Here is a 19,219-nt window from a genome sequence, read left to right on the forward strand (position 1 = left end):
TGGATTATTTATAAACGTCAGCGTTAGCGTGTACGGTTTTTTCGTTTTTCTGCCCGGCAATCACCACAAAGTATTTCCCACCCAGCTCATCGGCTTTTTTCGACAGATCGCGTCGGGCGTCCATCGGCGACGTCGTCCTGGAGGTCGTGATGCTGCCGACCTTGGTCAAATTCATCTTCGCCACGTCTTCTTTTTGGATCTCTTTCGCGGCAAATGCGCCAAAAGACAGGGTGCCAATCACCAGAGATGCAACCATTCCTGTAACAAGTTTCATAGCCTCTACTCTCCATAAGGTTGTTATTGTAGGTCACGGTGGCGGAATGAAATAATCAACCACCGTAACAACCTAAGTATTGCTAGGAATGGCCCTTTTACCATGGCGCGGCAAAAAAAATTACCCCAGCCGCGTTTTCAACGCCAGCAGCGGCTCGCAGAAGGCCGCGGGATGGGAAACAAACGGCGCATGCGCCGCCTTATCGAAGAGGATTGACTCGCTTTCCGGCCACAGCTCATCCAGCAGCGGGACAATCTTGCGCGGCACCAGTCCGTCCAGCCGGCCATACAGCCGCAGAAGCGGTATCGGCAACCCAACCAGCGCCTGGCGCAGATCGACGGTTCTGAGGATCTCCAGTCCGCCGTTCAGCGCCTCGGCGGAAGGCATCGGCAGCGAGAGCACGGCCTGCTTTAACGCCCGCGCATCCTGACGCGCGCTCTCTGTGCCCATGGTTTGCAGGGCGAGGAATCGCTCGACGGTGCGCTGGAAATCGTCGCTCAGCTGCTGCTGAAACCCGGCCAGCACCTCGGGCTTGATGCCGGGCCAGTCGTCACGAGCCGCGAAACAGGGGGAAGAGGCAACCGTCACCAGCGCCTGCACGCGTTCCGGGTGCATCATCGCCACCTGGCTGGCGACCAGCCCACCCAGACTCCAGCCCAGCCACACCGCCTGAGGAGGAGCCTGCTCCAGCACCCGCTGCGCCATCGCCTCGAGCGACATCGCCCCATACCCGCCGCTGCGGCCATAGCCCGGCAGGTCCACCAGGTGGAGGGTAAAATGCGAAGCCAGCTGCGGCGTGATGCAATCCCATACCTGAGCGTTCAGCCCCCAGCCGTGCAGCAGCACAAGATGACAATCACCTTCGCCGATTGTTTGCCACCAGATGTCGTTCATCCGTTACCGTTCTCTTTTTTACTGGACAGAAGGCCAAATATGCTAACAGCACACAGCTTATGCTGGCTATGCCAAATGCCGCTGGCGGTCGCCTGCTGGGGGATCTGCTCCCGCTGCAGCCGCGCCCTGCTCGCCTGCCCCCCGCTCTGCCCCCAGTGTGGCCTGCCGGCGGCGACATCCCATCACCCCTGCGGCCGCTGCCTGCAAAAACCACCTCCCTGGCATTGGCTGGTGGCAGTCAATGACTATCGCCCGCCGCTGAGCGGTCTGGTCCAGCAGTTGAAGTTTCACCATCGTCCGGAGCTGGGGCCCGCCCTCGCGCGCCTGCTGCTGCTGCGTCTTCTGCAGTGTGACGATTTGCCGCCGGTGGACGGTATGGTCGGCGTACCGCTGTGGCATCGCCGCCGCTGGCGCCGGGGTTATAATCAGTGTGACGAACTGTGCCGACCGTTAGCCCGCTGGCGAGGTTGCGTCTGGCATCGGGAAGGCCTGACGCGCCAGCGAGCCGGCGCCGTCCAACATTCGCTCAATGCCCGCCAGCGCAGGCAGAACCTGAAAAATGCCTTTCAGCTTGAATTTGCCGTGGAGGGACTCCATATCGCTATCGTGGATGATGTCGTCACGACCGGCAGCACCGTCGCCGAGATATCCCGCCTGCTTTTGCGAAACGGCGCCGCGACGGTTCAGGTATGGTGTTTGTGCCGTACCTTGTAGACCCCCGCTGATGGGCGTATTATAACCCAGTAAAATAGTCAACTATTAGGCCAACGCTATGATCCGTATTTCCGATGCTGCACAAGCGCACTTTGCCAAACTGCTGGCAAATCAGGAAGAAGGGACGCAAATTCGCGTATTTGTGATTAATCCCGGCACCCCAAACGCTGAGTGCGGCGTATCTTACTGCCCACCGGATGCGGTGGAAGACACCGACACGGCGCTGAAATTTGAACAGCTGACCGCCTATGTCGATGAGCTCAGCGCGCCCTATCTGGAAGACGCTGAAATTGATTTCGTCACCGACCAGCTTGGCTCGCAGCTGACGCTGAAAGCGCCGAACGCCAAGATGCGCAAAGTCTCTGACGATGCCCCGCTGATGGAGCGCGTCGAGTACCTGCTGCAGTCGCAGATTAACCCGCAGCTGGCGGGCCACGGCGGCCGCGTGTCGCTGATGGAGATCACCGACGACGGTCTGGCTATTCTGCAGTTCGGCGGCGGATGCAACGGCTGTTCGATGGTTGACGTGACCCTGAAAGAAGGCATTGAAAAGCAGCTGCTGAACGAGTTTCCGGAGCTGAAAGGGGTTCGCGATCTGACCGAGCATCAGCGCGGCGAGCACTCCTACTACTAAGCCCTTCCTCCGGCGGCACCCTGCCGCCGGTCCTCCCTGGCCCTTTCTGTGTTACCGCGCAACATCTCCCGCTAAATGACCGGCAAAAACCGGGGAAAGAGTATGACTTAAGTCTCATATTTAACATTTTCCCCCGTCAGGTGATTCTCAACCCTCACATGTTACCCGTATCATCCCCTTCAGGCACCACCGGCAAAAAAATAGCCAGCTATCCTTTCTCTGGGTAAGGATAATGCAAGTATTTACGGTGCCAGACTATTTTGCTCCCACATGGGGCAGATGTCTTACAGGTTGAATCTTTGACGTTACCCATAACAAATTAAGGCCAGGTAAATCATGCCATTAATCATCGTTGCTATCGGGGTTGCCCTGTTATTGCTGTTAATGATCCGTTTCAAAATGAACGGCTTCATTGCGCTGGTTCTGGTGGCGCTCGCCGTCGGATTAATGCAGGGTATGCCGCTGGATAAAGTGATCGTCTCTATCAAGAACGGCGTTGGCGGCACCCTTGGCAGCCTCGCGCTGATCATGGGCTTCGGCGCTATGCTCGGTAAACTGCTGGCAGACTGCGGCGGCGCCCAGCGTATCGCCACTACCCTTATCAATAAGTTCGGTAAGAAGCATATTCAGTGGGCCGTGGTCCTGACCGGCTTCACCGTCGGCTTCGCGCTGTTCTATGAAGTGGGCTTCGTGCTGATGCTGCCGCTGGTGTTTACCATCGCCGCCTCGGCCCGCATCCCGCTGCTGTACGTCGGTGTCCCGATGGCCGCCGCGCTCTCTGTCACCCACGGCTTCCTGCCGCCGCATCCGGGTCCGACCGCGATTGCCACCATCTTCCATGCCGATATGGGCAAAACGCTGCTCTACGGCACCATTCTGGCTATCCCGACGGTTATCCTGGCAGGGCCGGTGTTTGCGCGCTTCCTGAAAGGCATTGATAAGCCGATCCCGGAAGGCCTGCATAACCCGAAAGTATTCACTGAAGAAGAGATGCCTGGCTTTGGCGTCAGCGTCTGGACCTCGCTGGTACCGGTGATCCTGATGGCGATGCGCGCCGTGGCCGAGATGATCCTGCCGAAGGGCCACGCCTTCCTGCCGATTGCTGAGTTCTTCGGCGACCCGGTGATGGCCACCCTGATTGCGGTACTGATCGCCCTGTTCACCTTCGGTTTGAACCGCGGCCGCTCCATGGAGCAGATCAACGATACCCTGACTTCTTCTATTAAAATCATCGCGATGATGCTGTTGATCATCGGCGGCGGCGGCGCCTTCAAACAGGTGCTGGTGGATAGCGGCATGGATAAATACATCGCCTCTATCATGCACGAATCGAACATGTCTCCGCTGTTTATGGCGTGGTCAATCGCCGCAGTGCTGCGTATCGCGCTGGGTTCGGCGACCGTTGCCGCCATCACCGCAGGCGGGATTGCAGCGCCGCTGATCGCCACCACCGGCGTCAGCCCGGAACTGATGGTTATCGCCGTTGGCTCCGGCAGCGTTATCTTCTCTCACGTCAACGATCCGGGTTTCTGGCTGTTCAAAGAGTACTTTAACCTGACCATCGGCGAGACCATCAGGTCCTGGTCGGTGCTGGAAACCATTATCTCAGTATGCGGCCTGGTAGGCTGTCTGCTGCTGGGGATGGTGGTGTAAGGAGACTCCCGCACAGAAAAAGGCCGGTCCGCATAATGCGGACCGGCCTTTTTTATCGGACATGCTCATCGCCGCGCAGCAAACGACGCGGCGGGAAGTCATCTGGCGGCGGCTTTCTTGCTCGCCGCCTTGCGCCGTTTATCCAGATCCTTAATCAGCTTATTGACCTGTTCATCGGCAAACATCTGCTCCAGGGTGACGGACAGCTTCCGGCGCCAGTTCGGGTACTCAGTGCTGGTGCCCGGAATGTTAACCGGCGACGCCATCTCCAGCCAGTCTTCCGGCTGCAGGCCCAGTAGCGCACTGTTACTGTCGGCAATGTAACGCTGCATCCCCCGGTTGAGGATCCCGGTCATGCTCATCAGAGAGGCCTTATGCCCGGCACGTTTGGGCAGACAGCCGTACTTATGCAACGCATCCAGCAGCCCTTGCTTCGCCAGCTCGCGGTCCTGGTACAGCCCGCGCAGCACCACCTCATCAGGATAGAGCCCCAGCGCTTTACCTAGCGTCAGATCGCCGCTTTCCCAGTAGCCGCGGAGGGTGGGCAGGTCGTGCGTCGTCGCCACAGCCATTGATTGCTCCGGGTACAGCGCCGGCGCGCGGAACGTTTTCTCTGCATCACTCTCAAAATAGAGCACCTTATAAGAATAGACGCCGCTGTTGCGTAACTTGCTGACAATCTCCACCGGTACCGTGCCCAGGTCTTCGCCGATCACCATGCAGCGATGACGCTGGCTTTCCAGCGCCAGAAGCGACAGCAGATCGTCGACGGGATACTGAACGTAAGCGCCATGGTCGGCGGTTTCACCATAGGGGATCCACCACAAACGCAGCACCGACATCACGTGATCGATGCGCAGCGCGCCGCAGTTCTGCATATTGGCGCGCAGCAGATCAATAAACGGCTCATAGGCGCGAGCGGCAATAATATGCGGATCCATCGGCGGCAGGCCCCAGTTCTGGCCCAGCGGGCCCAGAATATCCGGCGGCGCGCCCACGGACGCTTTCAGGCAGTACAGCTCACGGTCGCACCAGGTCTCCGACCCGCCTTCGGCGACGCCCACCGCCAGATCGCGGTAGAGGCCAATCGGCATCCCGTCACGCTGGCTGGTTTCCCAGCAGGCGGCAAACTGGCTCCAGGCCAGCCACTGCAGCCAGAGATAGAAACTGACGTCGTCCTCATGCTCAATGCAGAAGGCTTTCACCTCCGGGCTGTCGATATCCTGAAAGGCCTTCGGCCAGGCCGGCCAGCCCCAGCGCAGCGGGTCCTGTTGTACCTGCCAGGCGTGAAGCGCATCGAAAGCGGCCTGCCAGTAGAGGCTTTCCCCTTCGCGCAGAACAAACTCGCGGAACGCTGTCATCTGCTCATCTTCACGACGAGAGAATCGTTTCCACGCCATTCGCAGCGCGGTCATTTTCAGCGTGGTGACCGCGGTATAGTCGACATCATCCGTTTGCCGCGCCGCCTGCAAGGCCTGCTGGGTCGCTGCGGACTGCCACCACGCCTGCGCCTCTTCGCTACGCTGGAAATCTTCAACCGCATTAACGTCGATGTAGATGACGTTCAGCCAGCGACGTGAAGACGGGCTATACGGACTGGCGCTCTCCGGGTTCGCCGGATAGAGAGCATGTATCGGGTTAAGGCCAATAAACGACCCGCCGCGGCGGGCGATTTCCGGCAACATGGCCCGCAGATCGCCAAAATCGCCGATCCCCCAGTTTTTCTCCGAGCGCAGGGTATAAAGCTGCACGCAGGTGCCCCACAGCTTTTTCCCCTCTTTCAGCGGCTGCGGTTCGTAGCAGCGCGCCGGCGCGACAATGGTCCGGCAGTGCCAACGCTCTCCCTCTTGGGTGAGCGTCAGGGAGTGGTACCCCTCCGGCAGTTTAGCCGGCAGCGGCAGCGTCTCGCCGCCGCGGGTTTTCCCTTGATACTGCTTACCGTCCTCAGTGGTCAGGATCCACTGATACTCACCGCGTCCTGCCACCAGCAGCGACATTTTTTTGCCGTGGGTGAAAATTTTCACGTTCGGCAGCGGGTTAACCGCCACTTTCGTGGCGGCGGTAGAGCGATGCATCGCATCCAGCAGGCGCTGTTTGGTGACAGCCGCGATAGACTGCGGCTTACCGTGCGCGTTGATATAGCTGGGGCTGATGCCCGCCGCCAGCGCGGCATTATCGAGGCGTTTACTCTCCATAGGCCTTCCTTTAGCGTTTCGCCTGCCAGATACGTTGCTGATAATCGCGGATCGAGCGGTCGGAGCTGAACATGCCGCAGCGCGCGGTGTTGAGGATAGCCGCGCGGGTCCAGGCCTCCTGGTCGCGATACAGCTCATCTACCCGTTTTTGCGCCGCTACGTAGGCTTCGAAATCGGCCAGCACCAGGTACGGATCGCCGCCCTGCAGCAGGCTGTGCAGCATCTGATCGAAGGCATGCTTGTCGCCGTTGCTATAGGTGCCGTTCTCCAGCTCCTTAAGTACCGCATCGAGCAGCTTGTCTTTTTTACGCCATTTCAGCGGATCGTAGCCTTTCGCTTTCAGGGCTTTCACCTCTTCAACCGTGTGGCCGAAGATAAAGATGTTTTCCTCGCCCACCTGCTCAGCGATTTCCACGTTAGCGCCATCCAGCGTCCCGACGGTCAGCGCGCCGTTCAGCGCCAGCTTCATGTTGCCGGTGCCAGAGGCTTCTTTACCCGCGGTGGAGATCTGCTCGGAGATATCCGCCGCCGGGATCAGTTTTTCCGCTGCCGATACACAATAGTCCGGCAGGAAGACCACCTTCAGCTTATCGCCGACTTTCGGGTCATTGTTGATCGCTTCCGCTACCTTATTGATGGCAAAAATAATGTTTTTCGCCAGATAGTAGCCCGGCGCCGCTTTCGCGCCGAACAGGAAGACGCGCGGCACGCGGTCCGCCTGCGGGTTTTCGCGGATCTCTTTGTACAGCGCAAGAATATGCAGCAGGTTAAGGTGCTGACGCTTGTACTCGTGCAGGCGTTTGATCTGAATATCGAAAATCGCCTGCGGGTTGATCTCAATCCCGGTACGCTGCTTCACAAACTCGGCCAGATGAACTTTGTTGGCCTGCTTGATATCGCGATAGGTCTGACGGAATGCCGCATCGTCAGCGTATTTTTCCAGATTGATCAGCTGGTCAAGGTCATTGGCCCACTCTTTTTTCAGCGTCTCATCCAGCAGCGAGGCCAGCGCCGGGTTGCACTGCTTGATCCAGCGGCGCGGCGTGATGCCGTTGGTCACGTTATGGAATTTGTTCGGCCACAGCTGGTTATATTCCGGGAACAGATCTTTTACCACCAGGTCCGAGTGCAGCGCCGCCACGCCGTTGACAGCAAAGCCGCCCACCACGCACATGTTGGCCATCCGAACCTGCTTGTCATGCACCACCGCCAGCTTCGCCCAGACCTGCTTATCGCCCGGCCAGGTTTTGTCCACCAGCTGTTTAAAGCGGTCGTTGATCTCTTTAATGATCTGCATATGGCGCGGCAGCAGCGCTTTCACCAGCTTCTCATCCCAGCACTCCAGCGCTTCCGGCATCAGGGTGTGGTTGGTGTAAGCAAAGGTTTTGCTGGTGATCGCCCAGGCGTCGTCCCAGCTCAGCTGGTGCTCGTCGATCAGCACGCGCAGCAGCTCCGGAATGGCGATGGTCGGGTGCGTATCGTTCAGCTGGATCACTTCGTAATCCGCCAGCTCGGCCAGCTTGCGGCCTGCCAGATGATGACGACGCAGGATATCGGCCACTGAGCAGGCGCACTGGAAGTACTGCTGCATCAGGCGCAGTTTTTTACCGGCCTGATGGTTGTCGTTCGGGTACAGCACCTTGGTCAGTTTTTCCGCGTCGATGCCCTGCTGCTCGGCGCGCAGGAAATCGCCATCGTTGAATTTGGTCAGGTTGAACGGATGAGCGTGTTTGGCCTGCCACAGACGCAGTGGCTGGGCGACGTTGTTGCGATAGCCAAGTACCGGCAGGTCCCAGGCTTCGCCGGTAATGACGAACGCCGGCTGCCATTCGCCGTTTTTGCTGACTTTCCCGCCGATGCCGACCTGGACATCCAGCGCCTCGTTATGGCGGAACCACGGGTAGCTGTTACGCCCCCAGTCGTCCGGGGCTTCCATCTGCTGGCCATCGTCAAAGGACTGGCGGAACAGACCATACTGATAGTTGAGGCCGTAACCGGTCGCCGACTGCCCCACCGTCGCCATGGAGTCGAGGAAGCAGGCTGCCAGACGTCCCAGGCCGCCGTTACCCAGCGCCGGGTCTGTCTCTTCTTCCAGCAGATCGGTGAGGTTGACGTCGTAGCCTTTCAGTGCGTCGCTGACGCCCTCGTACCAGCCCAGGTTGAGCAGGTTGTTGCCGGTCAGGCGACCAATCAGAAACTCCATCGAGATGTAGTTAACGTGACGCTGTCCTTGCGCCGGTTTCGCTACCGGCTGCGCCGCCAGAAGTTCCGCCAGCGCTCCGCTGACCGCGCGCCACCATTGACGCTGTGTCATCTCGGAAGCGGACTGTAAACCAAAATGCTGCCACTGACGCGTCAGTGCAGCCTGAAACTGAGCTTTGTTAAATGAAGTCTGTGACATAATGAGATCCGGGTCCTTTACTAAAACGATGGCGCTAGTGTGCCGACCTCCCGATTCATCGTCCTCATCCCGACGGGGATTAGACAGGGAGGAGTGGCGGGGATGAGCGAAAAGTGTGATCCTGGACACTATAGTGTGGGTGAGAAGGCAAAAATATGCTGTAAAAATCACCGCGATATGACAATCGAGAGGTTACGTCCGCAGGGAAAAAATTTGTTACAGGCCAATACGCGCTAAAAATCTTTCCGCCTCTCGCCAGGTTATTAAAAAAATAAATAGAGAGCTCTGGAGAAATAAGCACATTTCATCACATTGATCCGCAAAAAAGATTACTTCTAAGAAATCACTGACAATAATTTAATAAAAACAAACAACTACTCTTCACATAAAATAAATCTCTCCCCGCTCCGCCAGCCGCCGCCTGAAAACCGCTGGCGGCGAGTTCTGCCTGCGATTTTTCCCCATTCTCAACCAATGTCAAAATTTGTGACATAGAGCAAATTCAAGAGCATAAAGTTCGGACATAACTTGCAATAAATTTCATAATCACCGACCTTATTAGATATTAATTACGAAGCGCAAAAAAAATCGCAACCTCTCTCTTGCACAGCGAAATGTAGAACTATGTTGATTCCGTCCAAATTAAGTCGTCCGGTCCGCCTTGAACACACTGTGGTTCGTGAGCGTTTACTGGCGAAACTTTCCGGCGCGAACAATTATCGTCTCGTGCTGATCACCAGCCCTGCCGGGTACGGTAAAACAACGCTCATTTCTCAGTGGGCCGCGGGTAAAAACGATCTCGGGTGGTTTTCGCTGGACGAAGGCGACAATCAGCAGGAGCGTTTTGCCAGCTATCTGATCGCGGCGATCCAGCAGGCTACCGGCAACCACTGCGCGGCCAGTGAAGCGATGGTGCAAAAGCGCCAGTACGCCAGCCTCTCCTCTCTTTTTGCGCAGCTGTTTATTGAACTCGCCGACTGGCAGCGCCCGCTGTACCTCGTCATTGATGATTATCACTTGATCAATAATCCGGTGATCCATGACGCGATGCGCTTTTTCCTGCGCCATCAGCCGGAGAATATGACCCTGGTGGTGCTGTCGCGTAACCTGCCGCAGTTGGGCATTGCCAACCTGCGCGTCCGCGATCAGCTTCTGGAGATTGGCAGCCAGCAGCTGGCCTTTACCCACCAGGAAGCGAAACAATTTTTCGACTGCCGTCTGACGTCGCCAATCGAAGCCGACGACAGCAGCCGGCTGTGCGACGATGTCGCCGGGTGGGCCACCGCGCTGCAGCTCATCGCCCTCTCCGCCCGCCAGAATAACTCTTCCGCCCAACACTCCGCCCGCCGCCTCGCCGGGATTAACGCCAGCCATCTGTCGGATTATCTGGTGGATGAAGTACTGGATAACGTCGACGCCCGCACGCGTAACTTTTTGCTGAAGAGTTCTCTGCTACGCTCGATGAACGACGCGTTAATCGTGCGCGTCACCGGCGAAGAGAATGGCCAGATGCAGCTGGAGGAGATCGAACGCCAGGGGCTGTTCCTGCAGCGGATGGATGATTCCGGTGAATGGTTCCGCTATCACCCGCTGTTTGGCAGCTTCCTGCGCCAGCGTTGTCAGTGGGAGCTGGCGGTTGAACTGCCGGAGATCCACCGCGCTGCGGCGGAAAGCTGGATGGCGCAAGGGTTCCCCAGCGAGGCCATTCATCATGCTCTGGCCGCTGGCGATGCCAAAATGCTGCGCGATATCTTACTCAACCACGCCTGGGGCATGTTTAACCATAGCGAACTGGGGCTGCTGGAGCAGTCGCTGTCGGCGCTGCCCTGGTCAAATCTGCTGGAAAATCCGCGCCTGATCCTGCTGCAGGCCTGGCTGATGCAGAGCCAGCATCGTTACAGCGAAGTCAACACCCTGCTGGCGCGCGCCGAGCAGGAGATGAGTGTGGAAATGGACACCGCGATGCATGGCGATTTCAACGCGCTGCGCGCACAGGTAGCGATTAACGACGGCGACCAGGACGAAGCGGAACGTCTGTCGATGGTGGCCCTGGAAGAGTTGCCGCTGGCCAACTATTACAGCCGCATCGTCGCCACCTCGGTGCATGGCGAAGTCCTCCATTGCAAGGGGAAACTGACCAAATCCCTCGCCGTGATGCAGCAGACCGAACAGATGGCCCGCCGTCACGACGTGTGGCATTACGCGCTGTGGAGCATTATTCAGCAAAGTGAAATTCTCTTTGCCCAGGGCTTCCTGCAGGCTGCCTGGGAGAGCCAGGAGAAAGCCTTCCAGCTGGTGCGTGAACAGCACCTTGAGCAGTTGCCGATGCATGAGTTCCTGCTGCGCATCCGTTCTCAGCTGCTGTGGGCATGGGCGCGCCTCGACGAAGCTGAAGCCTGCGCCCGCCAGGGAATGGACGTTCTCTCAACTTATCAGCCGCAGCAGCAGCTGCAGTGTCTGGCGCTGATGGTCCAGTGCTCGCTGGCGCGCGGCGATCTCGATAATGCCCGCAGCCACCTGAACCGGCTGGAAAACCTGCTCGGTAACGGTCATTATCACAGCGACTGGGTCTCCAACGCCGATAAGGTGCGGGTGATCTACTGGCAGATGACCGGCGATAAAACCGCGGCGGCCAACTGGCTGCGCCAGACGCCGAAGCCGGAATTCGCCAACAACCACTTCCTGCAGAGCCAGTGGCGCAACATTGCCCGGGCGCAGATCCTGCTGGGCGATTTCGAACCGGCGGAAATGGTGCTGGAAGAGCTGAACGAAAATGCGCGTTCGCTGCGTTTGATGAGCGATCTCAACCGCAACCTGCTGCTGCTCAATCAACTGTACTGGCAGGCGGGACGCAAGAGCGAAGCGCAGAAAGCCTTGCTCGAAGCCCTGACGCTCGCCAACCGCACCGGCTTTATCAACCACTTTGTGATTGAAGGCGAGGCGATGGCTCAGCAGCTGCGCCAGCTGATCCAGCTGAACACTCTGCCGGAGCTGGAGCAACACCGCGCCCAGCGTATTCTGCGCGACATCAACCAGCATCATCGCCACAAATTCGCCCACTTTGACGAAGGGTTCGTCGAGCGGCTGCTGAATCACCCGGAGGTGCCGGAGCTTATCCGCACCAGCCCGCTGACCCAGCGCGAATGGCAGGTGCTTGGCTTAATCTATTCCGGTTACAGCAACGAGCAGATTGCCGGCGAGCTTGACGTGGCGGCTACCACCATCAAGACCCACATTCGCAACCTGTATCAGAAACTGGGCGTCGCCCACCGGCAAGACGCGGTGCAGCATGCTCAGCAGTTACTCAAGATGATGGGATACGGCGTCTGACGACGCCGTTGCCGTTTAGCACAGCTCCAGCTGGAGGTTGTTATCGGTGATGACCTTCAGCACGCCCGCCGGCGGCAGCACGTCGGTATAGACCGCATCGACCATACTGATACTACCCATATTGACCATCGCATTGCGGCCAAACTTGGTATGATCCACCACCAGCATCACGTGGCGTGAATTCTCAATGATCGCGCGCTTGGTGCGCACTTCATGATAATCAAACTCCAGCAGCGAGCCATCGCTGTCGACGCCGCTGATGCCAAGAATGCCGAAGTCGAGACGGAACTGCGAGATAAAATCCAGGGTCGCTTCCCCAATGATCCCGCCGTCGCGACTACGCAGTTCACCACCGGCGAGAATAATGCGGAAGTCCTCTTTCACCATCAGCGTGTTGGCCACGTTCAGGTTATTGGTGACAATGCGCAAATCGTGGTGATCGAGCAGGGCGTGCGCCACCGCTTCCGGCGTGGTGCCGATATCAATAAACAGCGTCGCCCCGTCGGGGATCTCGCTGGCTACCCGCCGGGCGATACGCTCTTTTTCCGCCGTCTGGGTCGCTTTGCGATCGTGCCAGGAGGTGTTCACCGAGCTGGAGGGCAGCGCCGCGCCGCCGTGATGGCGGAGGATCATTTTCTGTTCGGCTAAATCATTCAGGTCGCGGCGGATGGTCTGCGGGCTGACCGCGAACTGCTCAACCAGCTCTTCCGTGCTGACGTAACCCTGTTTTTTTACCAGCTCGATAATCGCGTCATGACGTTGTGTTTGTTTCATGAAATATCCCTGGAAAAATGTCGCCTACCCGACCCCTGTCGGTAAGTCTTTATGCGCGTTTTCGCCCATGTAAGGTATCAACAAACGCCATCGCCAGGCCGGTCGCCAGACCAGCCACATGCGCGCCGTTAGCGATCGCCATGCCGAAAACGTCAAACCAGCCAGCAATTAACCACACTAAAGAAAAGAGTATCAACCCGCGCTGCAGATAAATACCGCTCTGCGGATCGCGCTCGCCCCGCAGCCAGACGTAGCCCATCAGCGCATAGACCACGCCCGATAAGCCGCCAAACCACGGGCCGCTAAACTGATGCTGCACGAAGCCGCTCAACAGGGCGCTGATAACGGTGATCACCACCAGTTTGCCGCTGCCGATGCGTTTTTCCACCGCGCCGCCGAGATACCACCACCATAGCAGGTTGAAGAGAATATGCATCAGCGAGAAATGCATGAAAGCATGGCTGAAATAGCGCCAGGCTTCGAACTGCAGCGAAGGATCGTAGGGCCAGGCCAGCCAAATCATCACCGGCTGATCGCCCAGCAGATTTTGCAGGATAAACACCGCGATGCAGATGAGCAGAATCGCCCAGGTGAACGGGCCGGCGTTATGCCGCAGCGTGGCAAAAAAAGGAAAGCGCTGATAGCGCAACCCGCTATTGGTCTGTCCGGACTGCCAGCTCGCCGCCAGATAACGCGGATCCGCCGGGTTCTCAAGGAAGCGGGCCAGCTCAGCCCTGACACGCCCGGCCTGACTCTCATCAGCCAGCCAGACGTCGCTCTGGGCGTGCTGCTGAATGGTCAGGATAATCCCCTGCGTCGCCATATAATCGACAAACGCCTGGGCCACCCGTGGATTGGCAAAAGAGGTAATCATTAACATGCAGCGAATCGCTTATTCCACACAAAGGGGGATAGTATACCTGCCAGCCGTTAAAACGTCCCGTGCGCCACTTCCGCCGGGAAATGGCGATGCCAGGCGTCGAACCCGCCATCAACGCTGTAGACCTTATCAAACCCCTGCTGTAGCAGATACTGCGCGGCGCCCTTGCTGCTGTTGCCGTGATAGCACATCACCATCACCGCCGTGTCAAAGTCGTGGTCACGCATAAACGCGCCCAGCGTATCGTTGGTCAGATGAAACGCGCCCGGCGTATGGCCCATCGCATAGCTTTGCGGATCGCGGATATCCACCAGCACCGCCGTCTGCTGATGCAGCTTCTGGTGCGCTTCTTCAACGTTGATACATTCAAACTGTTCCATGATTCTCTTCTCTTTCTCGTCATGACGGGCGATGGCCGGCCCAATTTTACCCTGTAGTGTACCGTCAGGCGGTAAAGAAACGCCAATATGTTACACCCATCACTCCAAAATGTTTTTTTGATGTTACCAAAAGCGCGTTTGTTTGCTATAGTGAGCGATATCGAGCATTTGTGAGCTTAAACGAAAGTGTGAGAGGGTAAGAACGTGGAAACCAAAGATCTGATTGTGATAGGCGGAGGCATCAACGGTGCCGGTATCGCGGCAGATGCCGCCGGGCGGGGTTTATCCGTACTGATGCTGGAAGCGCGCGATCTCGCCTGCGCTACCTCCAGCGCCAGTTCCAAACTTATCCACGGCGGGCTACGCTACCTCGAACACTATGAGTTCCGCCTGGTCAGCGAAGCGCTGGCCGAGCGTGAAGTGCTGTTAAAAATGGCTCCGCATATCGCCTTCCCGATGCGCTTTCGTCTCCCGCATCGTCCGCATCTGCGTCCGGCATGGATGATCCGTATCGGCTTGTTTATGTACGATCATCTGGGCAAACGCACCAGCCTGCCGGGCTCCACCGGCTTGCGTTTTGGCGCAGAATCGGTACTTAAGCCGGAAATTGTGCGCGGTTTCGAATATTCCGACTGCTGGGTCGACGATGCCCGCCTGGTGCTGGCCAACGCGCAGATGGTTGTCCGCAAAGGCGGCGAAGTGCGGACCCGCACTCGCGCCATCTCGGCAAAACGAGAGAATGGCCTGTGGGTGGTGGAAGCGGAAGATATCGATAGCGGCGAGAAGTTTACCTGGAAGGCGCGCGGTCTGGTCAATGCCACCGGTCCATGGGTCAAACAGTTCTTCGACGAAGGGATGCATCTGCGCTCGCCTTACGGTATCCGCCTGATCAAGGGCAGCCACATCGTGGTGCCGCGAGTGCATACTCAGAAGCAGGCCTATATTCTGCAAAACGAAGATAAACGTATTGTGTTTGTTATCCCGTGGATGGATGAGTTCTCCATCATCGGCACGACGGACGTCGAGTATAAGGGCGATCCGAAAGCGGTAGCCATTGATGATAAAGAGATTAATTACCTGCTGAACGTCTATAACGCGCACTTTAAAAAGACTCTCAGCCGGGACGATATCGTCTGGACCTACTCCGGCGTCCGTCCGCTGTGTGATGACGAGTCGGATTCGCCGCAGGCGATCACCCGCGACTACACGCTGGATATTCACGATGAGAACGGCCAGGCGCCGCTGCTCTCCGTCTTCGGCGGGAAGCTGACCACCTATCGCAAGCTGGCCGAGCATGCGCTGGAAAAACTGACTCCCTATTACAAAGGAATCGGCCCGGCATGGACCAAAACCGCGGTGCTCCCCGGCGGCGATATCGGCGGCGACCGCGACGACTATGCAGCAAAACTACGCCGTCGCTTCCCGTTCATCAGCGAATCACTGGCCCGCCATTATGCCCGCACCTACGGGAGCAACAGCGAGTGGATCCTGAAGGAAGCCAGCGCCCTGAGCGATCTGGGGGAAGATTTCGGCCATGAGTTTTATGAAGCCGAGCTGAAATATCTGGTTGAGCACGAATGGGTGCGCAGCCTGGATGACGCCATCTGGCGTCGTACCAAACAGGGCATGTGGCTGAATGCCGAGCAGCAAGCGCGCATCAGCGAATGGCTGGCGCAGCATGCGGGAAAGTCTGAACTGTCGTTAGCGTCCTGACATCGCGTGGCGCCAGGAGAGAAATACCCGGGCTATGGCTTGCGCTTGGCCCGGATACCTGTTCACAAATTAAACGAGACTTTTTTTCCAGTCGGCAACGTGACATTTATACTGAGTTCTCCCCCCAATGCCGCAATGTAGCGTTTTAGGGTCGAAAGCCGCGGATCGTTATCAGCCTGTTCCATTTTAGCGATCGTTGGCTGCTTTACCCCCATAGCCGCAGCCATCTCTGTTTGCGACATTTGCAACTCTTCTCGAAGCAAGTTTAAAGCGACAGACTGGCGTATCTCTGCCGCTTTCGCTGCAATACGCTGCTGGCTTTCAGGACTCTGTTTCGCCATGAGTTCTTTTAGCGTGGCCATTATCGCTCCTTAGTCAGGTGTTGGCTGAATTCTCTGTCAGCCAGAGTAATCATCTCTTTGTAAAAACGTTTCTCATTCATGCCATCCTTATTGCCCGCACATAAAACGATAGCTTTCCGCAGAGGATCAAAAGCAAAAAAGGCGCGGATGGGGAGCCCATGATGCTGAACCCGGAGTTCTTTCATATTCTGAAACGTTGAATCTTTCACCGTATCAACATACGGGCGCCCAAGCTGCGGAGCAAACTCAGACAAGATGAGCATCGTGGCCAACATATCCTCTTTTAAAGCTCTACTTTGTAATTCGAACCAGGCATCAAACGTATCCGTCGTTTCTACATCCCACATAGGCGATCCCTCATAGCCTAAAGGCTATCATCCATATTATAGCCATTAGGCTATGAACGTAAACTTATTGAGCATTTATCGTACTGCTGGCGAATTCACGTCAATAGTATATTCCCGCAATAGCCTGAATCCTCCCCGGCACTTTTCCGAATAAAACGTTCTCCGCACAGACAGAAACGGGGCCAAATGGCCCCGTTGAGTTGCATTGACTGGCTTACAGCCTTACCGGGTCGATATGCCAGATATATTTCGCGTACTCCTGGATCGTCCGGTCAGAGGAGAAGTAGCCCATGTTGGCAATATTCAGCATCGCTTTATAGGCCCACTCTTCCGGATGTTGATACAGCTCGTCGACGCGATCCTGACAGTCCACATAGCTGCGATAGTCCGCCAGCACCTGGTAGTGGTCGCCAAAGTTAATCAGCGAATCCAGCAGGTCGCGGTAGCGCCCCGGTTCCGCCGGGCTGAACACGCCGGTACCGATCTGCGTCAGCGCCTGGTGAAGCTCTTCATCCTGCTCGTAGTATTCGCGTGGTTTATAGCCGCTGCGACGTAGCTCCTCCACCTCTTCCGCGGTGTTGCCGAAGATAAAGATATTCTCTTCGCCCACGTGCTCCTGCATCTCCACGTTCGCCCCGTCGAGGGTGCCGATAGTCAGCGCTCCGTTAAGGGCAAACTTCATATTGCTGGTGCCGGAAGCTTCAGTGCCTGCGAGGGAGATCTGTTCCGACAGGTCTGCCGCCGGAATAATCAGCTGCGCCAGGCTGACGCTGTAGTTGGGGATAAAGACCACCTTCAGCTTGTCGCCAATCTGCGGATCGTTATTGATCACCGCGGCCACATCGTTGATCAGGTGAATAATATGCTTGGCCATGTAGTAAGCCGAGGCCGCCTTACCGGCGAAAATGTTCACTCGCGGCACCCACTCCGCCTGCGGATCGGCTTTGATCCGGTTATAGCGGGTAATGACGTGCAGCACATTCATCAGCTGGCGTTTGTACTCGTGGATGCGTTTGATCTGCACATCAAACAGTGCCTTCGGATTCACCACCACATTAAGCTGCTGCGCAATATAGCTGGCCAGCCGCTGTTTGTTTTCCAGTTTAGCCTGACGCACCGCCTGATTGACCGTCGGATAGTCGATATGCTGCTTCAGCTCGTCAAGCTGGCTCAGATCGGTCCGCCAGGTGCGGCCGATATGCTCATCCAACACTTTCGACAACGGCGGGTTGGCCAGCGCCAGCCAGCGGCGCGGCGTGACGCCGTTGGTGACGTTGGTAAAGCGCATCGGGAAGATTTTAGCGAATTCGGCAAACAGCGACTCCACCATCAGCCGCGAATGCAGCTCCGACACGCCGTTGACCTTGTGGCTGACCACCACCGCCAGCCAGGCCATCCGCACGCGACGGCCGTTGGACTCGTCGATAATCGAGGTTCGGCTGAGCAGCGCGGTATCATTGGGATACTGCTCCTGCAGGGTCTTGAGGAAGTAATCGTTAATCTCGAAGATAATCTGCAGATGGCGCGGCAGAATTTTGCCCAGCATATCCACCGGCCAGGTCTCAAGCGCCTCGCTCATCAGCGTATGGTTGGTATAGGAGAAGACCTGACAGGTCACCTCGAACGCCTCGTCCCAGCTGAATTTATGTTCGTCGATAAGCAGGCGCATCAGCTCCGGTATTGACAGCACCGGGTGGGTGTCATTGAGGTGAATGGCAATCTTGTCCGCCAGGTTGTCAAAGGTCTTATGCAACATGTAATGGCGGCTCAAAATATCCTGTACCGTCGCCGACACGAGGAAATACTCCTGGCGCAGACGCAGCTCGCGTCCGGAGTAGGTCGAGTCATCCGGATAGAGCACGCGGGAGACGTTTTCGGAGTGGTTTTTATCCTCTACCGCAGCGAAGTAGTCGCCCTGGTTGAATTTACCAAGGTTAATTTCGCTACTGGCCTGCGCGCTCCACAGACGCAGCGTGTTGGTGGCGTCGGTGTCAAAGCCGGGGATGATCTGGTCGTAGGCTTCCGCAATAATCTCTTCCGTCTCAATCCAGCGGGTTTTCTTTCCTTCCTGCTGAATGCGGCCGCCGAAACGCACTTTGTAGCGGGTGTTGTGGCGCTCAAACTCCCACGGGTTACCGTACTCCAGCCAGTAGTCAGGGGACTCTTTTTGTCGGCCATCGACGATATTCTGTTTAAACATCCCGTAGTCGTAGCGGATCCCGTAACCGCGTCCCGGCAGACCCAGCGCCGCCAGGGAATCCAGGAAGCAGGCCGCCAGACGGCCCAGACCGCCGTTGCCAAGACCGGGGTCATTCTCTTCATCGATCAGCTCTTCCAGATCGAGCCCCATCTCCGCCAGTGCGCTGCTCACATCGTCATAAATGCCTAGCGACAGCAGCGCGTTAGAGAGGGTACGGCCAATCAGGAACTCCATCGACAGATAGTAAACCTGGCGCACTTCCTGCGAAAGCTGCGCGCGGTTGGAGCGCAGCCAGCGCTCCACCATGCGATCGCGAACGGCAAACAGCGTGGCGTTAAGCCATTCATGCTTGTTGGCGATGGCCGGATCTTTACCGATGATAAACATCAGCTTATAGGCAATAGAGTGCTTTAACGCCTCAACGCTCAGCGTCGGTGATGCATAGCTAAAGGGTACATTCATAACAAT

16 protein-coding genes are annotated in these 19,219 nt (G+C 57.2%); 5 read left to right on the forward strand and 11 right to left on the reverse strand.

The window, feature by feature from the left end:
• Positions 1 to 4 precede the first annotated feature (4 nt).
• Both SPE70_RS24310 and bioH read right to left on the reverse strand, forming a co-directional pair.
• Positions 5 to 274 (reverse strand): YdgH/BhsA/McbA-like domain containing protein, encoded by a 270-nt coding sequence (locus SPE70_RS24310; RefSeq protein WP_002920510.1) that lies wholly within the window; start codon positions 272 to 274, stop codon positions 5 to 7.
• A 120-nt stretch (positions 275 to 394) separates the two neighbouring features.
• Entirely contained in the window at positions 395 to 1,168 is a 774-nt protein-coding gene (bioH, locus tag SPE70_RS24315) for a pimeloyl-ACP methyl ester esterase BioH (RefSeq protein WP_022065518.1), read from the reverse strand.
• A 39-nt stretch (positions 1,169 to 1,207) separates the two neighbouring features.
• Between bioH and gntX the strand changes: the two genes are divergently transcribed.
• From gntX to gntT, 3 genes are all read left to right on the forward strand, one after another.
• Entirely contained in the window at positions 1,208 to 1,882 is a 675-nt protein-coding gene (gene gntX, locus SPE70_RS24320) for a DNA utilization protein GntX (protein ID WP_022065517.1), read from the forward strand.
• 58 nt (positions 1,883 to 1,940) lie between these two features.
• A complete protein-coding gene (nfuA, locus tag SPE70_RS24325; RefSeq protein ID WP_002920540.1) occupies positions 1,941 to 2,516 on the forward strand; it encodes a Fe-S biogenesis protein NfuA in 576 nt (191 codons plus the stop codon).
• Between the two features lie 336 nt (positions 2,517 to 2,852).
• The gene (gene gntT, locus SPE70_RS24330; RefSeq protein WP_008806999.1) at positions 2,853 to 4,169 is read left to right on the forward strand and encodes a gluconate transporter; all 1,317 of its coding nucleotides are present in this window, start codon (positions 2,853 to 2,855) and stop codon (positions 4,167 to 4,169) included.
• A 98-nt stretch (positions 4,170 to 4,267) separates the two neighbouring features.
• On the opposite strand, the gene malQ is transcribed toward gntT, so the two are convergent.
• From malQ to SPE70_RS24345, 3 genes are all read right to left on the reverse strand, one after another.
• Positions 4,268 to 6,364 carry a 4-alpha-glucanotransferase gene (gene malQ, locus SPE70_RS24335; protein ID WP_064141767.1) on the reverse strand — a complete coding sequence of 699 codons (2,097 nt, stop codon included), beginning with the start codon at positions 6,362 to 6,364 and terminating at the stop codon, positions 4,268 to 4,270.
• 10 nt (positions 6,365 to 6,374) lie between these two features.
• Positions 6,375 to 8,765, reverse strand: coding sequence for a maltodextrin phosphorylase (malP, locus tag SPE70_RS24340; RefSeq protein ID WP_012540401.1), 2,391 nt, complete (start codon positions 8,763 to 8,765; stop codon positions 6,375 to 6,377).
• 343 nt (positions 8,766 to 9,108) lie between these two features.
• Positions 9,109 to 9,258: a hypothetical protein gene (locus SPE70_RS24345; RefSeq protein WP_012540400.1), complete on the reverse strand. Its 150-nt coding sequence runs from the start codon at positions 9,256 to 9,258 to the stop codon at positions 9,109 to 9,111.
• Positions 9,259 to 9,389: 131 nt separating this feature from the next.
• Here SPE70_RS24345 and malT point away from each other — a divergent pair, with 131 nt between their 5' ends.
• Positions 9,390 to 12,095: an HTH-type transcriptional regulator MalT gene (gene malT, locus SPE70_RS24350; protein ID WP_008806996.1), complete on the forward strand. Its 2,706-nt coding sequence runs from the start codon at positions 9,390 to 9,392 to the stop codon at positions 12,093 to 12,095.
• A 15-nt stretch (positions 12,096 to 12,110) separates the two neighbouring features.
• Here malT and SPE70_RS24355 read toward each other — a convergent pair whose 3' ends face one another.
• From SPE70_RS24355 to glpE, 3 genes are read right to left on the reverse strand one after another with little or no spacing between them, the layout of a single operon-like run.
• Positions 12,111 to 12,869 (reverse strand): DeoR/GlpR family transcriptional regulator, encoded by a 759-nt coding sequence (locus SPE70_RS24355; RefSeq protein ID WP_008806995.1) that lies wholly within the window; start codon positions 12,867 to 12,869, stop codon positions 12,111 to 12,113.
• A gap of 49 nt (positions 12,870 to 12,918) precedes the next feature.
• On the reverse strand, positions 12,919 to 13,749 hold the full coding sequence (glpG, locus tag SPE70_RS24360; protein ID WP_008806994.1) for a rhomboid family intramembrane serine protease GlpG: 831 nt from the start codon (positions 13,747 to 13,749) through the stop codon (positions 12,919 to 12,921).
• A gap of 50 nt (positions 13,750 to 13,799) precedes the next feature.
• Positions 13,800 to 14,129, reverse strand: a complete 330-nt coding sequence (glpE, locus tag SPE70_RS24365) for a thiosulfate sulfurtransferase GlpE (protein WP_004202138.1) — start codon at positions 14,127 to 14,129, stop codon at positions 13,800 to 13,802.
• A 204-nt stretch (positions 14,130 to 14,333) separates the two neighbouring features.
• On the opposite strand from glpE, the gene glpD reads away from it, so the two are divergent.
• On the forward strand, positions 14,334 to 15,842 hold the full coding sequence (gene glpD, locus SPE70_RS24370; protein WP_008806993.1) for a glycerol-3-phosphate dehydrogenase: 1,509 nt from the start codon (positions 14,334 to 14,336) through the stop codon (positions 15,840 to 15,842).
• Between the two features lie 62 nt (positions 15,843 to 15,904).
• On the opposite strand, the gene SPE70_RS24375 is transcribed toward glpD, so the two are convergent.
• The 3 genes from SPE70_RS24375 to glgP all read right to left on the reverse strand — a co-directional run bounded on the left by SPE70_RS24375 (position 15,905) and on the right by glgP (position 19,213).
• Positions 15,905 to 16,204, reverse strand: a complete 300-nt coding sequence (locus SPE70_RS24375) for a helix-turn-helix domain-containing protein (RefSeq protein WP_008806992.1) — start codon at positions 16,202 to 16,204, stop codon at positions 15,905 to 15,907.
• Positions 16,204 to 16,551 (reverse strand): type II toxin-antitoxin system RelE/ParE family toxin, encoded by a 348-nt coding sequence (locus SPE70_RS24380; protein WP_004174016.1) that lies wholly within the window; start codon positions 16,549 to 16,551, stop codon positions 16,204 to 16,206. The genes SPE70_RS24375 and SPE70_RS24380 overlap by 1 nt, the downstream gene beginning before the upstream one ends.
• A gap of 214 nt (positions 16,552 to 16,765) precedes the next feature.
• Positions 16,766 to 19,213 carry a glycogen phosphorylase gene (gene glgP / locus SPE70_RS24385; RefSeq protein WP_008806990.1) on the reverse strand — a complete coding sequence of 816 codons (2,448 nt, stop codon included), beginning with the start codon at positions 19,211 to 19,213 and terminating at the stop codon, positions 16,766 to 16,768.
• Positions 19,214 to 19,219 lie beyond the last annotated feature (6 nt).

It is taken from the genome of Klebsiella sp. ZJOU C1 (genome assembly GCF_035620215.1).
Lineage (GTDB): Bacteria > Pseudomonadota > Gammaproteobacteria > Enterobacterales > Enterobacteriaceae > Klebsiella > Klebsiella variicola.

Bases quoted from the DNA above. Each gene is read 5' to 3' on its own strand.
- SPE70_RS24310 (WP_002920510.1), bottom strand. From the start codon at position 274: ATGAAACTTGTTACAGGAATGGTTGCATCTCTGGTGATTGGCACCCTG.
- bioH (WP_022065518.1), bottom strand. From the start codon at position 1,168: ATGAACGACATCTGGTGGCAAACAATCGGCGAAGGTGATTGTCATCTT.
- gntX (WP_022065517.1), top strand. From the start codon at position 1,208: ATGCTAACAGCACACAGCTTATGCTGGCTATGCCAAATGCCGCTGGCG.
- nfuA (WP_002920540.1), top strand. From the start codon at position 1,941: ATGATCCGTATTTCCGATGCTGCACAAGCGCACTTTGCCAAACTGCTG.
- gntT (WP_008806999.1), top strand. From the start codon at position 2,853: ATGCCATTAATCATCGTTGCTATCGGGGTTGCCCTGTTATTGCTGTTA.
- malQ (WP_064141767.1), bottom strand. From the start codon at position 6,364: ATGGAGAGTAAACGCCTCGATAATGCCGCGCTGGCGGCGGGCATCAGC.
- malP (WP_012540401.1), bottom strand. From the start codon at position 8,765: ATGTCACAGACTTCATTTAACAAAGCTCAGTTTCAGGCTGCACTGACG.
- SPE70_RS24345 (WP_012540400.1), bottom strand. From the start codon at position 9,258: ATGTCACAAATTTTGACATTGGTTGAGAATGGGGAAAAATCGCAGGCA.
- malT (WP_008806996.1), top strand. From the start codon at position 9,390: ATGTTGATTCCGTCCAAATTAAGTCGTCCGGTCCGCCTTGAACACACT.
- SPE70_RS24355 (WP_008806995.1), bottom strand. From the start codon at position 12,869: ATGAAACAAACACAACGTCATGACGCGATTATCGAGCTGGTAAAAAAA.
- glpG (WP_008806994.1), bottom strand. From the start codon at position 13,749: ATGTTAATGATTACCTCTTTTGCCAATCCACGGGTGGCCCAGGCGTTT.
- glpE (WP_004202138.1), bottom strand. From the start codon at position 14,129: ATGGAACAGTTTGAATGTATCAACGTTGAAGAAGCGCACCAGAAGCTG.
- SPE70_RS24375 (WP_008806992.1), bottom strand. From the start codon at position 16,204: ATGGCCACGCTAAAAGAACTCATGGCGAAACAGAGTCCTGAAAGCCAG.
- SPE70_RS24380 (WP_004174016.1), bottom strand. From the start codon at position 16,551: ATGTGGGATGTAGAAACGACGGATACGTTTGATGCCTGGTTCGAATTA.
- glgP (WP_008806990.1), bottom strand. From the start codon at position 19,213: ATGAATGTACCCTTTAGCTATGCATCACCGACGCTGAGCGTTGAGGCG.